The organism is Trinickia sp. (assembly GCF_051953405.1).
Lineage (GTDB): Bacteria > Pseudomonadota > Gammaproteobacteria > Burkholderiales > Burkholderiaceae > Trinickia.
On sequence record NZ_JBQCIV010000054.1, the window covers coordinates 23,876 to 42,481 of the forward strand.

19 protein-coding genes are annotated in these 18,606 nt (G+C 65.1%); 16 read left to right on the top strand and 3 right to left on the bottom strand.

Annotated elements, in window-relative coordinates:
* Position 1: 1 nt before the first annotated feature.
* The 11 genes from ACTHN9_RS08305 (at position 2) to ACTHN9_RS08355 (ending at position 12,159) form a co-directional block, all read left to right on the top strand.
* Positions 2-1,423 (top strand): DUF3443 family protein, encoded by a 1,422-nt coding sequence (locus tag ACTHN9_RS08305; protein ID WP_440536278.1) that lies wholly within the window; start codon positions 2-4, stop codon positions 1,421-1,423.
* A gap of 375 nt (positions 1,424-1,798) precedes the next feature.
* Positions 1,799-2,329, top strand: coding sequence for a DUF2844 domain-containing protein (locus ACTHN9_RS08310; RefSeq protein ID WP_440536279.1), 531 nt, complete (start codon positions 1,799-1,801; stop codon positions 2,327-2,329).
* Positions 2,330-2,361: 32 nt separating this feature from the next.
* Entirely contained in the window at positions 2,362-3,612 is a 1,251-nt protein-coding gene (locus ACTHN9_RS08315) for a DUF3443 domain-containing protein (protein WP_440536280.1), read from the top strand.
* Between the two features lie 273 nt (positions 3,613-3,885).
* A complete protein-coding gene (gene flhB, locus ACTHN9_RS08320; RefSeq protein WP_440536281.1) occupies positions 3,886-5,091 on the top strand; it encodes a flagellar biosynthesis protein FlhB in 1,206 nt (401 codons plus the stop codon).
* The gene (flhA, locus tag ACTHN9_RS08325) at positions 5,088-7,190 is read left to right on the top strand and encodes a flagellar biosynthesis protein FlhA (RefSeq protein WP_440536282.1); all 2,103 of its coding nucleotides are present in this window, start codon (positions 5,088-5,090) and stop codon (positions 7,188-7,190) included. The genes flhB and flhA overlap by 4 nt, the downstream gene beginning before the upstream one ends.
* Entirely contained in the window at positions 7,187-9,022 is a 1,836-nt protein-coding gene (gene flhF, locus ACTHN9_RS08330; protein WP_440536283.1) for a flagellar biosynthesis protein FlhF, read from the top strand. Before flhA ends, flhF begins: the two co-directional genes overlap by 4 nt.
* Positions 9,015-9,893 (top strand): MinD/ParA family ATP-binding protein, encoded by an 879-nt coding sequence (locus ACTHN9_RS08335; protein ID WP_440536284.1) that lies wholly within the window; start codon positions 9,015-9,017, stop codon positions 9,891-9,893. The genes flhF and ACTHN9_RS08335 overlap by 8 nt, the downstream gene beginning before the upstream one ends.
* A 31-nt stretch (positions 9,894-9,924) precedes the next feature.
* On the top strand, positions 9,925-10,653 hold the full coding sequence (locus tag ACTHN9_RS08340; protein WP_440536285.1) for an RNA polymerase sigma factor FliA: 729 nt from the start codon (positions 9,925-9,927) through the stop codon (positions 10,651-10,653).
* A gap of 189 nt (positions 10,654-10,842) precedes the next feature.
* Positions 10,843-11,235, top strand: coding sequence for a VOC family protein (locus ACTHN9_RS08345; protein ID WP_440536286.1), 393 nt, complete (start codon positions 10,843-10,845; stop codon positions 11,233-11,235).
* A 3-nt stretch (positions 11,236-11,238) separates the two neighbouring features.
* A complete protein-coding gene (locus tag ACTHN9_RS08350; protein WP_440536287.1) occupies positions 11,239-11,817 on the top strand; it encodes a cysteine hydrolase family protein in 579 nt (192 codons plus the stop codon).
* Between the two features lie 51 nt (positions 11,818-11,868).
* Complete coding sequence (locus tag ACTHN9_RS08355; RefSeq protein WP_440536288.1) at positions 11,869-12,159, top strand: HigA family addiction module antitoxin; 291 nt, start codon at positions 11,869-11,871, stop codon at positions 12,157-12,159.
* A 43-nt stretch (positions 12,160-12,202) separates the two neighbouring features.
* On the opposite strand, the gene ACTHN9_RS08360 is transcribed toward ACTHN9_RS08355, so the two are convergent.
* The 3 genes from ACTHN9_RS08360 to flgA form a co-directional block, all read right to left on the bottom strand.
* Complete coding sequence (locus ACTHN9_RS08360; protein WP_440536289.1) at positions 12,203-12,643, bottom strand: flagella synthesis protein FlgN; 441 nt, start codon at positions 12,641-12,643, stop codon at positions 12,203-12,205.
* An 80-nt stretch (positions 12,644-12,723) separates the two neighbouring features.
* Positions 12,724-13,065, bottom strand: coding sequence for a flagellar biosynthesis anti-sigma factor FlgM (gene flgM, locus ACTHN9_RS08365; protein WP_440536290.1), 342 nt, complete (start codon positions 13,063-13,065; stop codon positions 12,724-12,726).
* A gap of 194 nt (positions 13,066-13,259) precedes the next feature.
* Positions 13,260-14,498 (bottom strand): flagellar basal body P-ring formation chaperone FlgA, encoded by a 1,239-nt coding sequence (gene flgA / locus ACTHN9_RS08370; RefSeq protein WP_440536291.1) that lies wholly within the window; start codon positions 14,496-14,498, stop codon positions 13,260-13,262.
* A gap of 270 nt (positions 14,499-14,768) precedes the next feature.
* On the opposite strand from flgA, the gene flgB reads away from it, so the two are divergent.
* From flgB to flgF, 5 genes are all read left to right on the top strand, one after another.
* Positions 14,769-15,272, top strand: coding sequence for a flagellar basal body rod protein FlgB (gene flgB / locus ACTHN9_RS08375; RefSeq protein WP_440536292.1), 504 nt, complete (start codon positions 14,769-14,771; stop codon positions 15,270-15,272).
* Positions 15,273-15,352: 80 nt separating this feature from the next.
* A complete protein-coding gene (flgC, locus tag ACTHN9_RS08380; protein WP_440536293.1) occupies positions 15,353-15,775 on the top strand; it encodes a flagellar basal body rod protein FlgC in 423 nt (140 codons plus the stop codon).
* An 11-nt stretch (positions 15,776-15,786) separates the two neighbouring features.
* The gene (locus ACTHN9_RS08385; RefSeq protein WP_440536294.1) at positions 15,787-16,524 is read left to right on the top strand and encodes a flagellar hook assembly protein FlgD; all 738 of its coding nucleotides are present in this window, start codon (positions 15,787-15,789) and stop codon (positions 16,522-16,524) included.
* 35 nt (positions 16,525-16,559) lie between these two features.
* On the top strand, positions 16,560-17,798 hold the full coding sequence (flgE, locus tag ACTHN9_RS08390) for a flagellar hook protein FlgE (protein WP_440536295.1): 1,239 nt from the start codon (positions 16,560-16,562) through the stop codon (positions 17,796-17,798).
* 41 nt (positions 17,799-17,839) lie between these two features.
* Positions 17,840-18,598, top strand: a complete 759-nt coding sequence (gene flgF, locus ACTHN9_RS08395) for a flagellar basal-body rod protein FlgF (RefSeq protein WP_440536296.1) — start codon at positions 17,840-17,842, stop codon at positions 18,596-18,598.
* Positions 18,599-18,606: the final 8 nt, after the last annotated feature.

Consider the following 18,606-nt stretch of genomic DNA (forward strand, 5'->3'; position numbering starts at 1 on the left):
CATGTTTCACATCAACAAGAAATGGGTCCGAGCGCTCGGCGCGCTCGGCTTGGCGGCGATCGTCGGTCTCGTTGCGGGGTGCGGCGGCGGCGGTGGTTCAAGCGGTTCCGGCGGTTCTGGCGGGACGAGCAGCACCGGGGGCAGCGGCAGCTCCACGACCTCGAGCGGCGGCAGCACGAACTCGACGAGCACCACGACCGGCGGGGCGACGGGCAGGAGCCTCGTCGCCAGCGGCCCCGTGATCAGCACGCCGGGGACATTCGCGTCCAATCAGGTGGCGGTGGTCGTGGCCTCCGGGGTGGCCGGTGCGGCGAACATTCCCACGGTGAGCGTGACGGTTTGCGTTCACGGCGGCGCCCCGTGCCAGACGATCAATAACATCCAAATCGATACCGGCTCTTACGGGTTGCGGCTCACCTCCGATGCGCTGAACAGCACGATGATCGGCGCCTTGCCGATGCAGACGGTGGGCACGCAGGCGGTGGCCGAGTGCATGGGTTTTGCCGACGGCAATTCCTGGGGATCGGTGCGGATCGCCGACGTTACGATCGGCGGAGAGACGGCTCCGAGCATGCCGATCCAAGTCTTGGGCGATGTGGCGCAATCGCAGGCGGGCGGCAGCTACAACGCGTGCGCATTCGGCACCCTGCACGACAGTTCGACAGGTACGACGGGTATTGCCGCCAACGGCATTCTCGGGATCGGCACCGCGAAGTACGACTGCGGCGACGGCTGCCAAAATACGACGGCGAACAATATCTACTATGGCTGCACGAACATCGGCGGCACGCTGATCGGTTGTACCGATTTGGCTGTTTCGGATACGAAGCAGGTGGCCAATCCAGTGCAATCCTTCACGAGCGGCGACACGAACGGCGTGATTTTGACGATGCCGACAGTCGGTGCGACCGGCGCGAAGAGCGCGTCGGGGTATTTGACCTTTGGCCTGGGCACGCAAGCCAATAACGCTGTTCCGGCGGGTCTTCAGACGTTCAAGACCGACCACTTCGGCGACGTGCAGAGCGCGACATTGGACGGCGCCACGTATTTGGACACGACACGGACCCAGCGGGCAGCCTTCTTCGACACCGGCTCGAACGGTCTGTTCTTGCCGGGCACGCATAGCGGTCTGCTGCTTTGCACGGGCGGAAGCGGTTTCTATTGTCCGACTTCGGCGGTGGCACTGCAGCCTTCCGTGACGGACTTCAACGGCACGACGGCGACGCTGCCGATCAGCATCGAGAACGCGTTCGACTTGTTCAACAGCGGCGGCTTCGCATTCAACAACCTCGGCGGCCAAAGCGGGTTGCTCGCGGTCGATTTCGGTATGCCGTTCTTCTACGGCAAGACGGTCTATATCACGTACGACAACGCCAGCACCGGTGTGCTCAACGTGGGGACGATGGCCTCCGTCGCCTTCTAACGATCGTTTTCGTCTCGTCATCCGCGAGCGGCCACGCAGCCGCTCGCGGCGTTTTTTTCCGGGACACGTGCCCGGCTCCGGCGCACAGGCTCGCACCGCGGCGCTAAACCTCGTCTTAGCTGTTCTCTCCCCCTCCGCTTCGGTTCGCCGTCGTCTTCGCCGACCTCCGGCATAGCCCGTTGCTTCGGCACTTTCCCCAGCGTTATGCCAAATCGTAGGCCATGAGACGGGCACGTGCCTTGCACAACATGGACGCTTAGCTGTGCACGGCGCCATGTACTAGAGTTCCAGAACAACGATCAAGAATCGGGGGCGCTCGCGACCCGCCGACGATGACCACACGCGTTCGAGAATCCACCTGGAGGAATCGATCCGATGTTGAATCGTCCGAATCGTTCTTTACGCGCCGCCGCTTCGGCAACGCTTCTCGCCAGTGCGCTCGCCGCCGCGAGTTCGCCCGCCCGCGCCGTGCTCGGCGGCGCTCCCATGGCGACTCCGGCGGATGCCACCGTCGTCACGAAGTCGGCAACGGCCCACGTGGCGTCGGCGTCGTCGGCGGCGATGTCCACATCCGGTCCCACGGTGGGCGCCCAGTATTCCGTGCGCGCGACGCAACTCTCGAGCGGCACCAGCGTGCGCGAATACATCGGCACCGACGGCAATGTCTTCGGCATCGCCTGGAACGGGCCCCGCATGCCCGACTTGCAGACCTTGCTAGGCAACTACTTTCCTCAGTACGCAAGCGGTGTCCAAGCACTGCACGCGGCCCGCCACGGGCGCGGCCCTGTCGCCGTGGAGGCGTCCAATCTGGTCGTCCATTCCGGGGGCCACATGGGTTCGTTCTTCGGGCAAGCCTGGCTGCCGAGCGCGTTGCCGGCGGGAATCACCGGCGCCGACATCAAATAACCGAATAACCGAGCGAAGAAGGGAGAACCATCTTGCGTACTCACAGCAGACTCGTTCGAGCGCTGGGCGCGCTCGGGTTGGCGGCCGCCGCCGTGCTCGTTGCCGGCTGCGGCGGCGGTGGCGGGAGCAGCGGCGGGAGCGGTTCGGGTGGGGGCGCGGGCGTGCAGCCGGCGGCGAATCAGGCGAGCGTCACCGTGGGCAGGGGCGTGCAAGGCGTCGCGAATATTCCGACCGTCAGCGTGACCGTCTGCGCGCCCGGCACGAGTATCTGCCAAACCATCGCGAACGTCCAAGTGGACACCGAATCGTTCGGTTTGCGACTGGCCAGCTCGGCCGTGAACCAGGTGCTGGGCGCGTTGCCTCCCCAAACGGTGGCCGGCAGCCCGCTGGCCGAATGCACGCAATTCGCCGATGGCTTTACGTGGGGCTCGATCCGTACGGCCGATGTCAAGATCGGCGGAGAAACCGCGGCTAGCCTGCCCTTGCAAATCGTCGGCGATCTGCCGCAAAGCGCCGTCGCGACCGGCGGTTGCGCCTCCGGCACGCTCGAATTGACGCCGGCCGATCTAGGCGCCAATGGGATTCTCGGCATCGGCGTCGCGCCGAACGATTGCGGCACCCTGTGCGCGACGCCGCCCGTCGGCAACAGCAACTACTACGCGTGCCCGGGAAACATCAATTGCACGACGACGCTCGTCCCCGTCGCCCAGCAAGTGACCAACCCCGTTTCGAAGTTCGCGGGCGACAACAACGGCGTGATCTTATCGATGCCGAGCATCGCCGCGAGCGGGCAATCGAGCGTCACCGGCACGCTGACGTTCGGCATCGGCACCCAGTCGAACAATGCGCTGCCGGGCAACGTCAACAAGCTCACGACGAACCCGTTCGGCGACGTCAACGCCACCTTTGCCGGCAAGCCGATTACCGCCTTTTTCGATTCGGGCTCGAACGCCTATTTCTTCACCGACAGCACGCTGCCGAACTGCTCGGGCAATACCTCGTCGTTCTACTGTCCGTCGTCGACGGTCGTGCGCCCCGTGAGCGTCGCCAGCTATAACGCGGCCGCGTCCGGCGCACCGGCCGGACTCGTGTTGTCGATGACCGTCGGCAACGCCACGCAATTGCTGGCCAACGGCAATTACGCGCTCAACGATCTCGCCGGCAATCTGGGCAGCGGCGCGACGTTCGTCGATCTGGGGATGCCGTTCTTTTATGGGCAAACCGTCTATTACGGCCTCGATCGGTCGGGCTCGGGCGGCCCAGGGCCGTTCGTCGCCTTTTAACGTTTAACGCGCGATCGTAATAGGGGCCAGATAATGCACCGGCCCCCTTCCTCTTCCTCTTCCTAGACGCGCCCGCTCGCGGCGCGTCGACATTCCTTGCGGGGCCCCGGCGCCCCGACCGACGACGCCCGCACGGCCGGCCCTGCGCGCCGATCACTCGAAATGCACCCGTTTCCCCCGCCTTATCCGTCGATCGTCCATTGACCTGACCGGGAATAATCGCTCTCACTGGATAACGGCATGTCGCCGTGATTCTTGCGGAGAAAATTTCCCGTGGCAGAGGACAGCGACCTCGAGAAAACCGAAGCAGCTACCCCCAGGCGCCTGGAAAAGGCGCGCTCGGAAGGGCAGGTGGCGCGCTCGCGCGAGCTGGCGACGTTTGCGTTGCTGGCGGCGGGCTTCTTCGGCGTTTGGGGGCTGGCCGGTCCGATCGGGATGCACCTGCAGCATATGTTGCGCGGCGCGTTCACATTCGATCGCGCCTCGCTCGTCGATACGAACCGCATGCTGATCGGCGCGGGCAATGCCGGCCGCGAAGGCTTCATGGCGGTTTTGCCGATCCTCTCGCTCACCGGCCTGGCCGCGGTCATTGCGCCGATGGCACTGGGCGGCTGGCTGCTTTCGCCGAAGGTCTTCGAAGTCAAGCTCGAGCGGTTGAACCCGGTCGCCGGCATCGGCCGCATGTTCTCGATCAACGGCGTGATCCAGCTCGGCATGTCGCTCGCCAAGACGCTGCTCGTCGGCACGATCGGCGGCATGGCCGTGTGGCACCGCAAGGACCAAATCCTTGGCCTCGCGGGCGAGCCGCTGCGCGTGGCGCTCGGGCACGGCCTGTCGATCGTCGCCGCATGCTGCGCGACGACGGTGGCCGGCATGTTCTTGCTCGCGGCGATCGATGTCCCTTATCAACTCTGGCAGTACCACAAGAAGCTGCGCATGACGAAGGAAGAAGTGAAGCGCGAACACCGCGAAAGCGAAGGCGATCCGCACGTGAAGGGCAAGATTCGCCAGCAGCAGCGCGCCATCGCCCGCCGCCGCATGATGGCCGCGGTACCCAAAGCCGACGTCGTCGTGACGAACCCGACGCACTATGCGGTCGCACTGCAATACGCCGACGGCGAAATGCGCGCACCGAAGGTCGTGGCCAAGGGCGTGAATCTCGTCGCGGCCCGCATCCGCGAAATCGCAGCCGAACACAACGTCGCCTTGCTCGAAGCGCCGCCGCTCGCTCGCGCGCTCTATCACAACGTCGAACTGAACCGCGAAATCCCCGGCACGCTCTACAACGCCGTGGCCGAAGTGCTGGCCTGGGTGTATCAGCTGCGCAAGTTCCGCGAGGAAGGCGGCGACGTGCCGGCCGCGCCGACGGAACTCGACGTCCCGGCCGACATGGACAAGAAGGCCCCGATTTCCGAGGCCGACGAACAGGAAGAGGCCGAGGAAGCGCTCGGCGACGCGAATGAAGGAGCCTCGGCATGAACGCGCGCGTCGGAAGCCTTTTCGGCAAGGGGCAGATGCTGAGCGGCACGAACCTGCGCGCGCTCGCGGGTCCGATCCTGATCTGCATGATCCTCGGCATGATGATTTTGCCGTTGCCGCCGTTCCTGCTCGATCTGCTGTTCACGTTCAACATCGCGCTGGCCGTGATGGTGCTGCTCGTCAGCATGTACACGCAAAAGCCGCTCGATTTCGCGGCGTTCCCGGCCGTGCTGCTGTTCTCGACGCTGCTGCGTCTGTCGCTGAACGTGGCTTCGACGCGCGTCGTGCTGCTCGAGGGCCATACGGGCCCGGGCGCCGCCGGTCAGGTCATCGAATCGTTCGGCCACTTCCTCGTGGGCGGCAACTTCGCCGTCGGTATCGTGGTGTTCGTCATCCTCATGGTCATCAACTTCATGGTGATCACGAAGGGCGCGGGCCGGATCGCCGAAGTGGCCGCACGCTTTACGCTCGATGCGATGCCCGGCAAGCAGATGGCGATCGACGCCGACCTGAACGCCGGCCTCATCGACGAAGCGGGCGCGCGCAAGCGGCGCCAGGCCGTGGCGCAGGAAGCCGAGTTCTACGGGGCGATGGACGGTGCGTCCAAGTTCGTGCGCGGCGATGCGGTCGCGGGCCTCATCATCATGGTCGTGAACGTGCTCGGCGGGCTGATCGTCGGCGTCGTGCAGCACGGGATGGACTTCGCCTCGGCCGGCAAGACCTACACGCTGCTCACGATCGGTGACGGCCTGGTGGCGCAGATCCCCTCGCTCGTGATTTCGACGGCGGCCGGCGTGATCGTCTCGCGCGTGGCGACCGACGAAGACATCGGCACCCAGCTCACGGGGCAACTGTTCACGAACCCGCGCGTGCTCTTGATCACGGGCACCATCATCGTGATGCTCGGGCTGATCCCGAACATGCCGCACTTCGCGTTCTTGCTGCTCGGCGGCGGGGCGATCCAGCTCGGACGCACGCTGAAAAAGCGCGCCGAAGCCGCCAAGTCGGGCGCCTCGCTCGTCGATGTCGCGCCGACCGTCATGGCCCCCGCGGAAAACAACGAAGCGAGCTGGGACGACGTCACGCTCATCGATACGCTCGGCCTCGAAGTGGGCTACCGCCTGATTCCGCTCGTCGACAAGAACACCGACGGCGAATTGCTCAAGCGCATCAAGAGCATCCGCAAGAAGTTCGCGCAGGAAATCGGCTTCTTGCCGCCTGTCATCCATATTCGCGACAACCTGGAGCTGCGCCCGAACGGTTACCGCATCGCCCTCAAGGGCGTCGAAGTGGGCGTGGGCGAAGCGTATCCGGGGCAATGGCTCGCGATCAATCCGGGCCAAGTCTCGGCCGCGCTGCCGGGCCAGCCGACGCAAGATCCGGCTTTCGGTCTGCCCGCGATCTGGATCGACACGAACTTGCGCGAGCAAGCTCAGGTGTACGGCTACACAGTGGTCGATGCGAGCACGGTCGTCGCCACGCACCTGAACCATCTCGTCGTGCAGCACGCCGCCGAATTGCTCGGCCGTCAGGAAGTGCAAGCGCTGATCACGCGCACCGGCAAGGACGCGCCTACGCTCGTCGAAGACTTGGTGCCGAAGACGCTCTCGCTCACGACGCTGCAAAAGGTCCTGCAAAACCTGCTCGAGGAAGGCGTGCCGATTCGCGACATGCGCACGATCCTCGAAGCGCTGTCCGAGCACGCCGGCAAGCTGACCGACGCGCACGATCTGACCGCCTGCGTGCGCCTGGCCTTGGGCCGTGCGATTACGCAGCAGTGGTATCCGGGCGCGAACGACATGCAGGTCATGGGACTCGATTCGAATCTCGAGCGCGTGCTGTCGCAAGCGCTCTCGACGGGCGCGAACCCAGGGCTCGAGCCCGGCCTCGCGCACACCCTTTTGACGGCGACGCAAAAGGCGATCAACCGTCAACAAAATGCCGGGCTGCCTCCGGTGCTGCTCGTGCAGCATGCGCTTCGCGCGATGCTCGCACGCTTCCTGCGCCGCAGCCTGCCTCAATTGAAAGTGCTCTCGTACGCCGAAGTGCCCGAGACCCGCACCATCAAAGTCGTTAACCTCATCGGGGGCCAAGCTTGAACATTCGTAAATTTATCGGCGCGACGAGCCGCGACGCGCTTCGTCTCGTACGCGAGGCCCTCGGTGCGGACGCAGTGGTGTTGTCGAACCGGACCAACGACGACGGCAGCGTCGAAATCGTCGCGCTGGCGGACACCGACTTCGCGCAGATCGCCCCCGACGCTGGCGGCGACGCCGCGCAAGGCATGCCGGCGGCTCTGCCCGCGCCAATGAGCAACCCCTACGCGGCCAGCGCCGCCGGCCCGCAATCGGGTAGCGCCTATGCGAGCCCGGCGCCCGGTGCGATGCCCGCGAACCCGTATGCGAACGGCATGCCGGACGTGTTTTCGGCCGTCTTCGGCGCGAGCCCGGAAGTGGGCGCGAAGGCGTCCGACGAAGGGCGGCCGACGCTGGCGGACGCCGCGTCCGCCGCCGTGCCTCGTATGAGCGAACGGGCGAGCTTCGCCGCCCGCGCGATGGCGCCGAGCGCGCCGGCGAGCCCCGTCCCGACGGCGCCCACGAGCGCCGACGACGCCGACGCCTCGATGACGATGGCCGAATCGAATCCCTGGCTGATCGACCATGCCCGCCGCATCGCCGCTCAAAACGAGCGCGCGGCGCAAGCGACGCATAGCTCGCGCGCCCACACGATGACGCCGGCCGCGGCAGCGGCCAAAGGGCTCGGCGCGCCGGGCCGCGTCTTGTCGGACGAGGAATCGGCCGCGTCGCAGTTGCCGGATTGGGCGCACGAGGCCGCACGCGTCGCCGCGCGTCGCGCGGGACCGCCGCGCGTGGTCAAGGCCGCGTTCGAAGGCGTCGGCGAGCCAGATGCCGAAGCGATGGCCGAAGCGGTGCGGGCGCGCGTGGAAGAGATCGTCAATCAAAAGGTGATGAGCGAACTGTCTTCGATGCGCGGCATGATGGAAGAGCAGTTCGCCGGCCTCATGTGGGGCGAGCGTCAGCGTCGCAGCCCCGTGAACGGCGAAGTGACGAAGGCGCTGTTCTCGGCGGGCTTCTCCGCGCAGCTCGTGCGCATGGTGGTGGATCACATGCCCGATGTCGAAAACTTCGACGCGGGCATGGGTTGGGTCAACCAAGTGCTCGGCTCGAACCTGCCCGTGCTCGAAAACGAAGACGCGCTGATGGAACGCGGCGGCGTATTCGCCCTGATGGGTCCGACGGGCGTCGGCAAGACCACGACGACGGCCAAGCTCGCCGCGCGTTGCGTGATGCGCTTCGGCGCAAGCAAAGTGGCGTTGCTGTCGACCGACAGCTACCGGATCGGCGGCCACGAGCAACTGCGCATCTTCGGCAAGATTCTCGGCGTGTCGGTGCATGCGGTGAAGGATGCGGCCGATCTGCAACTGGCGCTCGCCGAACTGCGCAACAAACACATCGTCTTGATCGACACGATCGGCATGAGCCAGCGCGACCGCACGGTGTCCGACCAGATCGCGATGCTGTGCGGCGCCGGACTGCCCGTCCAGCGGCTTTTGTTGCTGAACGCGACGAGCCACGGCGATACGCTCAACGAGGTGGTGCAGGCTTACCGCAGTGCCCCGGGGCAGCCCGAACTCGCCGGTTGCATTCTCACGAAGCTCGACGAGGCGACCAACCTCGGCGGCGTGCTCGATACGGTCATTCGCTACAAGCTGCCTGTGCACTACGTATCGACGGGGCAGAAGGTGCCCGAGAACCTGTACGTCGCGACGAAGAAATTCCTGATCAAGAGCGCGTTCTGCATTCCGCGCGACGGTTCGCCGTTCGTGCCGCACGACGACGAAATTCCCGCCTTGCTCTCGGCGTTGTCGAGCCGCTCGAGCGCCGAACAGCATGAGGTTCGCTTTGGCTAAACAAGTTACCGATCAGGCAGAGGGGCTGCGCCGGCTGCTCTCGAAGAGCGGTTCGCGCGTCGTTGCGGTGACGGGCGGTCCGGCAGGCGTCGGTTGTACGTCGTCGGTCGTCAATTTGGCGGCCGCGCTGGCCGCGCTCGGCAAGGATGTCCTCGTCATCGACGAGCGTCTCGGCACGAATTCCGTCTCGGCGATGCTGGGCGGCTTGAATGGGGCAGGCTCGCTGCGCGCGCTGATGAACGGCGAAATCGCGCTCGAGCAAGCGTGTGCGCGGCACGATCTGGGTTTTTCGGTGCTGGCCGCATCGCGCGAGAACTGTGCCGGCTTCAGCGCCGCGCAGCTTTCGCTACTGCTGCACGGGCCGGCGGACGTCGTGCTCGTCGATGCGCGGCTCGACCGTCAGGGCGCACTTTCGCCGCTCGCGGCGCAAGCGCACGACGTGTTGATCGTCACGCGCGTGGCGGCCAGCGCGATCACGGAGGCGTATGCCTGCATGAAGCGCTTGCACTTCGAACATGCGATCGCGCAGTTCCGGGTGCTCGTCAACCACGTGTCGAGTTTGTCCGACGCGCAGACGACGTTCGAGAACCTCGCTGAAGTCGCGGCGCGGTATCTGACCGTCTCGATCGAGGATGCCGGATGCGTGGCGGCCGATCCGTTGATGGAGCGGTCGCTCGAACTCGCGCGGTGCGTCGTTGACGCGTTCCCGTCGGCGCAGTCGGCGCGGGACTTTCGGCACGTGGCCGCGGAAATGTTGTATTGGCCGATGCGCCCGGCGATGTCCTCGCCGCGCGCGGACGTTACGGTGCGCTCGGCGATGCCGGCGTCGGCACTCGCCGACGCCTCGGTGGCCGATCGCCAGCATGCATGAAACGTTAGGGACAAGGAGAAGGGGACCCTCGATGTACAACGCTCAAGGGAAAATGTCCCAGACGGATGTATTGACGCAATACGCGCCGCTCGTGCGCAGACTTGGTTTGCAACTCGTGGCGAAGATGCCGGCGAGCGTCGATCTGGACGACCTGATTCAGGCCGGCATGATCGGCCTGCTCGATGCGGCGAGCCGCTACAAGGAAGACCAGGGCGCGCAGTTCGAAACGTACGCGAGCCAGCGCATTCGCGGCGCCATGCTCGATGAGTTGCGCAACAACGATTGGCTGCCGCGTAGCTTGCGCAAGACATCTCGTGAAGTCGAATCGGCCGTGCACCAAGTCGAGCAGCGGCTCGGCCGGTCCGCGAGCGAGACGGAGGTGGCCGATCATCTGCAAATGCCGCTGGATAGCTACCAATCGATGCTGCAGGATTTGCACGGCAGTCAGCTCATCTATTACGAGGATTTCGATCGCTCGGCGGACGACGAACCGTTCCTCGATCGCTATTGCGTCGATCACACCGACCCGCTGTCCGCGCTGCTCGACGATAGCCTGCGCCAGGCGCTCGTCGAAGCGATCGAGAAGCTGCCGGAGCGGGAGAAGCTGTTGATGTCGCTGTACTACGAGCGCGGGATGAACCTGCGCGAGATCGGTGCGGTGATGGAAGTCAGCGAATCGCGCGTCTGCCAGTTGCACAGCCAAGCGGTGGCGCGCCTGCGTGCGAAGCTGCGCGAAATGGCTTGGGCCAGCGTGGATTGATGCCGGCCTGTCCGGCCGCAGCGCGATGAACCTATCGGCCACGGCGGTCGTCCGCCGGCCCCGCGCGTGAGGCGCCAAAGCGATCGACCCGTTGCGATGCATGCATTGCGCACGTCCGATCGAGCCTCGCGTTAAGATCTCCCGCATTGCCGCCTTCGCTATGGGCGGTGTTTGCCGCGGGAGCATGTCATGCCTGTTACGGGCTTCAGCCACTACAACTTGCGCGCCGATCGAGCGACGCTCGACGCACTACGCGATTTTTACGTCGACGTGGTGGGCCTGCGCTTGGGGTTTCGTCCGCCGTTCGATAGCTTCGGCTATTGGCTCTATGCGGGCGACCAAGCGGTATTGCATCTGTCCGAAGCCGGTCCGCACGAGCGGCACCTGCGGCATGTGGACGGCACCTTCGATCACGTGGCGTTCGAGTCTTTCGATCTTCCCGGGTTCGAGGCGCACCTGAACGCGCGCGGAATCGAATTTCGGCGCGGGCATGTGCCGCTGGTGGATGTCTGGCAGTTGTTCTTTCTCGATCCCGCCGGCAACGGCGTGGAACTCAATTTTGCCGGCGGCGAGGGGCGGTGAGCGATGACCCCGAGTATCGCCATTTCCCCGAACGCCGCGCTTCTGATCGTCGATATGCAAAACGGCATCGGCCAGCCGACGCTCGGCCGGCGCAACAACCCCGATGCCGAGCGCAATATGGGCCTATTGCTCGATGCTTGGCGCAGCGCGGGCAGGCCGATCGTTCATGTACGCCATATTTCGCGTTCGCCGGAGTCGATCTTTTGGCCGGGGCAGAGCGGGGTGGAATTTCAGCCGCGCTTTGTGCCGCTCGCGGGCGAGCATGTGGTCGAAAAGAACGTGCCGGATGCCTTTGCGCAAACGGGGTTGGAGCGTTGGTTGCATACGCGGGGGATTGGCCAACTCGTAATCGTGGGCGTGATCACGAACAATTCGGTCGAGGCGACGGCGAGAAGCGCGGGGAATTTGGGCTTCGATGCGATCGTGGCGTCGGACGCCGCGTTTACCTTCGACATGCGCGACCTGAGCGGGCGGCTTTGGCCGGCCGAGGACGTCCACGCGCTATCGCTGGCGAATATCGCGATGGATTACGCGGCCGTGCGGACGACGGGGGAGATCGTGAACGCGTTAGGGGGGGGGTGACTGACTGTAACCTCATGGGTTACGGTAGGCGCTATCCCACTGAGGCTCGCCATGCGTATGCACAATCCGCCGCATCCCGGCGAAATCCTTCATGATCTATGGCTCGAACCGCTCGAGCTTTCGATTACGCGTGCCGCCGAGGCGCTAGGCGTATCGCGCAAGACGCTTTCGGAGATCGTCAACGGCCGCGCAGCGATCAGCCCGGAGATGGCGGTGCGTCTTGAAATGGCTTTCGGCAAGAGCGCTGAATCGTGGCTCGCGCACCAGGCTGCGTACGACCTATGGCAAATCGAGCAGCATAAGGAAGAGTTTCACGTGCTTTCGTTCAAGCACGCGGCTTAGCGCAACGCGGGTGCGGCGTTTGCGTCAAAGCATCCGCCCCGCTTCAAACCGTCGCCATCCGCCCATCCGGCCCATACACGCTGGCCGCATGGCGCGAGGTCGCGCCGCGCAAGATGGCGAGCGCGTTCTGGTTGTAATTCATCCGGATACGGATCATGAGACCGTTCGTGGCATTGGCGCGGCGAGCGCGTTGCACGACGCCTTGCAGCAACTGCCATTGCTTGGCGAGCCGCGTATCGTCGGCGATGGCGAGTTCCATGCCCTTCCAGCCGGCCGGCAAGCCCATCTGCTGCAACTGCGCATCGCGCGTTTTCTCGAGCGACGCCAGCTTATCCGTGAGTTCGGTCTTCTGTTCGACGATGCCGGGCAGCGTCTCGAGCGGGGATACCGCCGCGAGCGCCTTCTCCTCGTACATCAACAGGGACGCAAACGCTTCGAGCGTCGCGTGTTCTTCGGTCACGGTGGCCAGTAGGGCGTCTCTCATCTCATCCGCCAAAACTCAAATTGCGCACGCATGCGCACAAATGAAGCCGACGAGGCGCGCGCACCGAGCGGAGGTCCCGCTCAGCCACCCGTCGACGGGTTCTTCAACAGATCGCGAGCCGTTGCCAAAATGCCGTCGGCAATTTTGCCCGGATCCATCGTCAGCGTGCCGTCGGCGATCGCCTGCTTGATCGACTCGACGTGCGCGACGTCAATGTCGGCCTCGCCGGACGCTGCCAGCGAACGCAGTTGCGACGACAGCCCCGACAGGCTGACACTCGCGTCGCCGCCGGCGGATTGAGCCGGCGCGGCGCTGCCGCCCGTCGGTGCGGCGTTGGCCGCGGCTTGGCCGCCTTGACGGGCACCCTGCACGCCGCCCTTGGGCGACGACAGACTAGAAGTGGAGGTGGAATCGACTTTCACGATAGCTTCCCGAACGATTTCGATTTGAGTGTGATAACGGCGACACTCGGCGAAACTTTAGCGCAATCGGGAAGAACACCGGTCGACGCTGTCCGGCACTTCGGGGTCGAAACGGGGCCGAATCGGCTCGCGCCTCCACGCGCCGGCCGTCACCGCCCCTCACCGCCCCATCGCCGGATCAGCTGCTCATCGCTTCACATCTGCACCTGCACCGTCGCCCCATCGACGACGATGCCGGAAATGATCTGTCCCCCACCCATCTTGACTCGGACCTGCTGCCCGGGCGAGGCGTTATTCATGACGCTGCCCTCGGACGAGATCTGAAAACCCTCGCCTTGCGCCACGACCCGCACCGTCTGGCCGATCGTCACGGCGCTCGCGCTTTTCAGCAGATCCTGGCGCAGCGGCATCCCGGCGCTGATCCGCACGAGCGCGGTCGAGCCGACCGCTTGCGCCGGATCGGTGATGATCGCGCGCGGTAAGTTCGACAGATCGCCGTTGCGGGCGAGCAGGTCTTGGGCTGTCACCACGGTGCCGACGTCGATTTGACGGGCCGCGAGGTAGTAGGTCGATTCGATGGCGATGCGCGCTTGCAGGTAGAGCGTCCACGGCTTGGCGCCGGCGCAGCGCACGCCGACCGAGGTCGTGCCCCACAGGCGGGCGCCCGTCGGCATGAACGGCTCGAGCGTCGTGCAGGCGGCCAAGCCGCGCGGGAACGTCGGCGCCACGGTGATGGCGATCTTGCCCGGCAAGCCGAGCGTCTGTTGCTGAAGATAGGCGAGCGCCGCACGGCGGATCGTTTCGCCGTCCTCTTGACCGGCCGGCGCGTTCGACGCGGGTGCCACGGCGGCTGCGGTGGCCGCCGAAGAAGGCGCGGCCGTCGTCTGAACCGCCGCCCGGGGCGTCAGCGGGGCCGGGGCCGCGGGAAAGCGTGCGTTGGCCGGCTGCTCCACGGCGATCGGTTGCGCGGTGCGCACGGCGCGCTGCGGCGGCGTGACCACGACCGGCATGACGCGCTCGGCCGGGGCCACCGTTGCCACGCGCGCAGCGGCCGCTTGCGGCGCCATGGCCGGTTCGATGCTCGCGTAGACAGCATGCGCGGGATTGGCGCCAGCGCCGGCGTGCGTTTCCCCAGGTCCTGGGATCACGATCATGCCGTTTGCCGCGGTGCTTGCCGGTACCGAGGCTTGCGATTCGCCTGGGCCGGGGATCGAAATCATGGCGCCGCTGGGCGCGGCGGCATGGGTCTCGCCCGGGCCGGGAATATAGATCTGGCCGTTCGCGCCCGCGGTTTGCGCGTGCGCGGCGCCGAACGGCACGAGCGCAGCGGCCAGCATCCAGCCGGCCACCGTGCCCACGATGCCTGCGGGCCGCCGGCCGAGGGCGCGCGGCGCCGTCGGGCGCGCGGGATCGGAAGCGGCGGTTGCGGACATCGGGTTCTCCATCGAAACAATTCGGACGACGAACCGAATTCTAGGGCGCGCGCGAGGCGCGCAAACGTTGAATAGAGGGCGGCTTCCCCGGTTATTCGTCCGATTGGCTCTTGCCAGCCGACCCTAAGATGCACCTCATGCAAAAAAGCCTTCTTGGCGCACCTTGTCCCGAACCAGGGTTGGCCGAGAAGCGGCTTAGAGCGGGCTTACAAGTGGGCTTGCAAGCGGCCGACACCAAGCGGCCGACACTTGCGTTACGGAGAAATACCGATGCTGGACAAACTCGATGCCGAATTCGCCTTCGGCCGTGAGGCGCTCGATGTGCGCGCTTATCGGCAGGAGCTGCTGTCGTCGAACATCGCCAACGCCGACACCCCCGGCTACAAAGCGCGCGACGTCAATTTCAGCTCGTCGCTGGCCACCGCGCTCAAGCGCAGCGGCGCGGCGCAAGGCCCGAGCGCGCTTGCCAGCTCCGGTACCGCGCAGCTGCCGATGGCTCAGCCGGCCGGCGTGACGAGCGGCATGTCGATGGCGTCGACGGAAGCCGGCCATATGACGGGCCACGTGCAGTTGATTCCGACCGGCGGCCAAACGCAAGACTACGGTCAACTGGCCTACCGGATCCCGACGCAACCGGCGCTCGACGGCAACACCGTCGATCTCGATGCCGAACGCGTCCAATTTGCCGACAACACCGTGCATTACGAATCGGGCATGACGACGATGACGCAGCAGATCAAGCAAATGCTCGCGGCGATCACGTCGGGCGGCTAAACGCGCTCTCGCCCCGTTTTCAGCAAGCACCCAAGCATTCACGAATCGTTCAAGCGTCCATCGAAAGAGGGATTTAAGTCATGGCATTGATGAACATCTTCACCGTCGCGGGCTCGGCACTGTCTGCCGAATCCGAGCGGCTGAACGTTACCGCGTCGAACCTGGCGAACGCGAACAGCACGACGGGGCCGGACGGCCAGCCGTACCGTGCCAAGCAAGTCGTGTTCGGCGTCAAGCCGCTCGGCGGCGCGCACACCGAGAGCGGCCAGCAAGTGGGCGGCGTGCAGGTGACGAATGTCGTCGACGATCCCACTCCGATGAAGACCGCTTACGACCCGAGCAACCCCGCGGCGGATTCGAACGGCTACGTCACCATGCCGAACGTCGATCCGGTGCAGGAAATGGTGAACATGATCTCGGCCTCGCGTTCGTATCAGGCGAACGTCGAGACGTTGAACACCGCCAAGAACCTGATGCTGAAGACTTTGACGATCGGCACCTAAGGAGAATTCGAGTGACGTCATCCAATACCACCATCGGCGGCGGTGGCACCGTTTCGCAGCAACTGCTCAATGCGGTCAACGGGACCAAGTCGAGCGACGGCTCGTCGAGCACGAGCGGCACGACCAATCCGAATTCCCCGACTTCGCTGCAGCAAACGTTCCTGCAACTGCTGGTCACGCAGTTGCAGAACCAAGACCCGACCAACCCGATGGACAGCTCGCAAATGACGGCGCAGCTGGCCCAGATCAATACGGTGACGGGGATCAGCCAGCTCAATACGACGCTCACGTCGCTCGCCTCGCAGCTCTCGGCCGGCCAAAATGCCCAGGCTTCGCTGCTGATCGGCCAGAACGTGCTCGTGCCGGCGGCGTCCACGGGCGCGACGACGACGGTCGCCAGCGGTGCCTCGTCCGGCTTCGGCGTGTCGCTCTCCACGGCCGTTTCCGATCTGAAGGTCACGGTCAAGAACGCCTCCGGGGCGATCGTGAATACGCTCGATCTCGGTGCGCAGCAGGCCGGCACGGTTCCGGTGACGTGGAAGCCCGTCGATTCGTCGGGCAACGTGTTGCCCGACGGCACCTACACGGTTTCCGCGGCCGGCACGAGCACGACCGGCGCGACGGCAACCGTTGCGGCGCTGACCGGGGCGCAAGTGCAAAGCGTCGTTCAGCAAAGCGACGGCAGCACGGGCCTCATGCTCAACAACGGCACGACGGTCGGCATGTCCAGCGTGTCCGCCATTCTGTAACGAACCAACGAATTCATCCGAAGGGAGACCGCTAAATGGGCTACCAACAAGGCTTGAGCGGCTTGTCCGCATCGTCGAACGATCTCGACGTCATCGGCAACAACATTGCGAACGCCAACACCGTCGGCTTTAAGCAAAGCACGGCGCAATTCGCCGATCTGTACGCGAACACGATCGCGACGTCGGTCAACGACCAAATCGGTATCGGCACGCAGCTCGCCGGCGTGCAGCAAGACTTCAAGCAAGGCACGTTCACGACGACGGGCCAAGCGCTGAACGTGGCGATCAACGGCACGGGCTTTTACCAGATGTCGAACAACGGCACGCTGACCTATTCGCGCAACGGCGTGTTCCAGCTCGACAAGAACGGCTTCATCACCAACGCGCAAGGCCTGCAACTGATGGGCTACGCCGCGAATGCGAACGGCGTCATCAATTCGGCGCAAACGGTGCCGATTCAAGTTCCGACGACCAACATCGCACCGATCGCGACGCAGAACATCACGGCGCAGTTGAACCTGAACTCGCAGGACGCGGTGCCGGCAGTTACGCCGTTCTCGTCGACCAACTCGCAGACGTACAACTACTCGACGTCGATCCAGACCTTCGATTCGCTGGGCGGCTCCCAGCAGATCAACATGTACTTCGTGAAGACGGCCGCCAACGCGTGGGACGTCTATTCGGGCCCCGCCAGCGGGACGATCAACAAGGTCGGCTCGGTCGGCTTCAGCACGGCCGGCGCACTGACCTCGACGACAGCGACGGCGCCGGCGACCAGCCCGACCACGGGCCAACTCACCTTCACGGTGCCGAACGTGGACGGGAGCGCGACGCCGCAATCGTTGACGCTGAACATGGCCGGCACGACGCAATACGGCGGCGCGGACGGCGTGAACAATCTGAAGCAAGACGGTTTTGCGACGGGCCAGCTCACGAACTTCGCGATCGGGGCCGACGGCACGATTTCGGGTACCTACTCGAACGGCCGCACGCAATCGCTCGGTCAGATCGTGCTCGCGAACTTCAACAACCCGAACGGCCTGCAAGATCTCGGCGGTAACGAGTACGCGCAGACGTCGGCCTCGGGCGTGCCGCAGATCTCGGCGCCGGGCAGCACGAACCACGGCACGCTGACGGGCGGCGCGGTGGAAAACTCGAACGTCGATTTGACGAGCCAGCTCGTCGATCTGATCACGGCGCAGCGCAACTATCAGGCGAACGCGCAGACGGTCAAGACGCAGCAGACCGTCGACCAGACGCTGATCAACCTGTAAGCGCGTTTGCTCCCCGCACGGACCGTAAGGCAAGGCGAGTCATGGACCGACTGATATACACCGCGATGACGGGCGCCTCCGAGGCGCTCGAACAGCAGGCCGTCGTGGCCAACAACCTGGCGAACGCATCGACGACGGGTTTTCGCGCGCAGCTCGCGAATTTCCGCAACGTGCCGATGAGCTTCGGCGACGGTTCGACGGTGAACAACGACACGACGCGCACGTTCGTTTTGACGGCGACGCCCGGCTCGGATTTCACGCCGGGCCCGATCTCGCAGACGGGCAACCCGCTCGACGTCGCGGTCACCAGCCAAGGCTGGCTGTCCGTGCAGACGCCGGACGGCGACGAGGCATACACGCGCGCCGGCAATCTGCACGTCGACGAAAACGGCCAGCTCGTGACGGCGACGAACTTGCCCGTGCTCGGCACCGGCGGCCCGATCGCGATCCCGCCCGGCGCCACGGTCACGATCGGCAAGGACGGTACGGTGTCGGCGCTCGGTGCGGGCGATTCGCCCTCGCAAATCGTGGTGCTCGATCAGCTCAAGCTCGTCAATCCTCCTCCGGCTTCGCTCAAGCATGGCGACGACGGACTGTACCGGAGCGCCAACGGCCAGCCGGCCGACGCGGATCCGAGCGTCACCGTGGTGCAAGGCGCGCTCGAGGGCAGCAACGTGAATTCGGTGGCCGCGATGGTCTCGATGATCACCAACGCCCGTCAGTTCCAGATGCAGACGAAGCTTTTGCAGACGGCCGACCAAAACGATCAGACGGCCAACCAGCTGCTCTCGTTCACCTGACCGGTTCT

Bases quoted from the DNA above. Each gene is read 5' to 3' on its own strand.
- ACTHN9_RS08355 (WP_440536288.1), top strand. From the start codon at position 11,869: ATGCGTATGCACAATCCGCCGCATCCCGGCGAAATCCTTCATGATCTA.
- ACTHN9_RS08310 (WP_440536279.1), top strand. From the start codon at position 1,799: ATGTTGAATCGTCCGAATCGTTCTTTACGCGCCGCCGCTTCGGCAACG.
- flgF (WP_440536296.1), top strand. From the start codon at position 17,840: ATGGACCGACTGATATACACCGCGATGACGGGCGCCTCCGAGGCGCTC.
- flgE (WP_440536295.1), top strand. From the start codon at position 16,560: ATGGGCTACCAACAAGGCTTGAGCGGCTTGTCCGCATCGTCGAACGAT.
- ACTHN9_RS08345 (WP_440536286.1), top strand. From the start codon at position 10,843: ATGCCTGTTACGGGCTTCAGCCACTACAACTTGCGCGCCGATCGAGCG.
- ACTHN9_RS08340 (WP_440536285.1), top strand. From the start codon at position 9,925: ATGTACAACGCTCAAGGGAAAATGTCCCAGACGGATGTATTGACGCAA.
- ACTHN9_RS08305 (WP_440536278.1), top strand. From the start codon at position 2: ATGTTTCACATCAACAAGAAATGGGTCCGAGCGCTCGGCGCGCTCGGC.
- flgC (WP_440536293.1), top strand. From the start codon at position 15,353: ATGGCATTGATGAACATCTTCACCGTCGCGGGCTCGGCACTGTCTGCC.
- flhA (WP_440536282.1), top strand. From the start codon at position 5,088: ATGAACGCGCGCGTCGGAAGCCTTTTCGGCAAGGGGCAGATGCTGAGC.
- flgB (WP_440536292.1), top strand. From the start codon at position 14,769: ATGCTGGACAAACTCGATGCCGAATTCGCCTTCGGCCGTGAGGCGCTC.
- ACTHN9_RS08350 (WP_440536287.1), top strand. From the start codon at position 11,239: ATGACCCCGAGTATCGCCATTTCCCCGAACGCCGCGCTTCTGATCGTC.
- flgA (WP_440536291.1), bottom strand. From the start codon at position 14,498: ATGTCCGCAACCGCCGCTTCCGATCCCGCGCGCCCGACGGCGCCGCGC.
- ACTHN9_RS08360 (WP_440536289.1), bottom strand. From the start codon at position 12,643: ATGAGAGACGCCCTACTGGCCACCGTGACCGAAGAACACGCGACGCTC.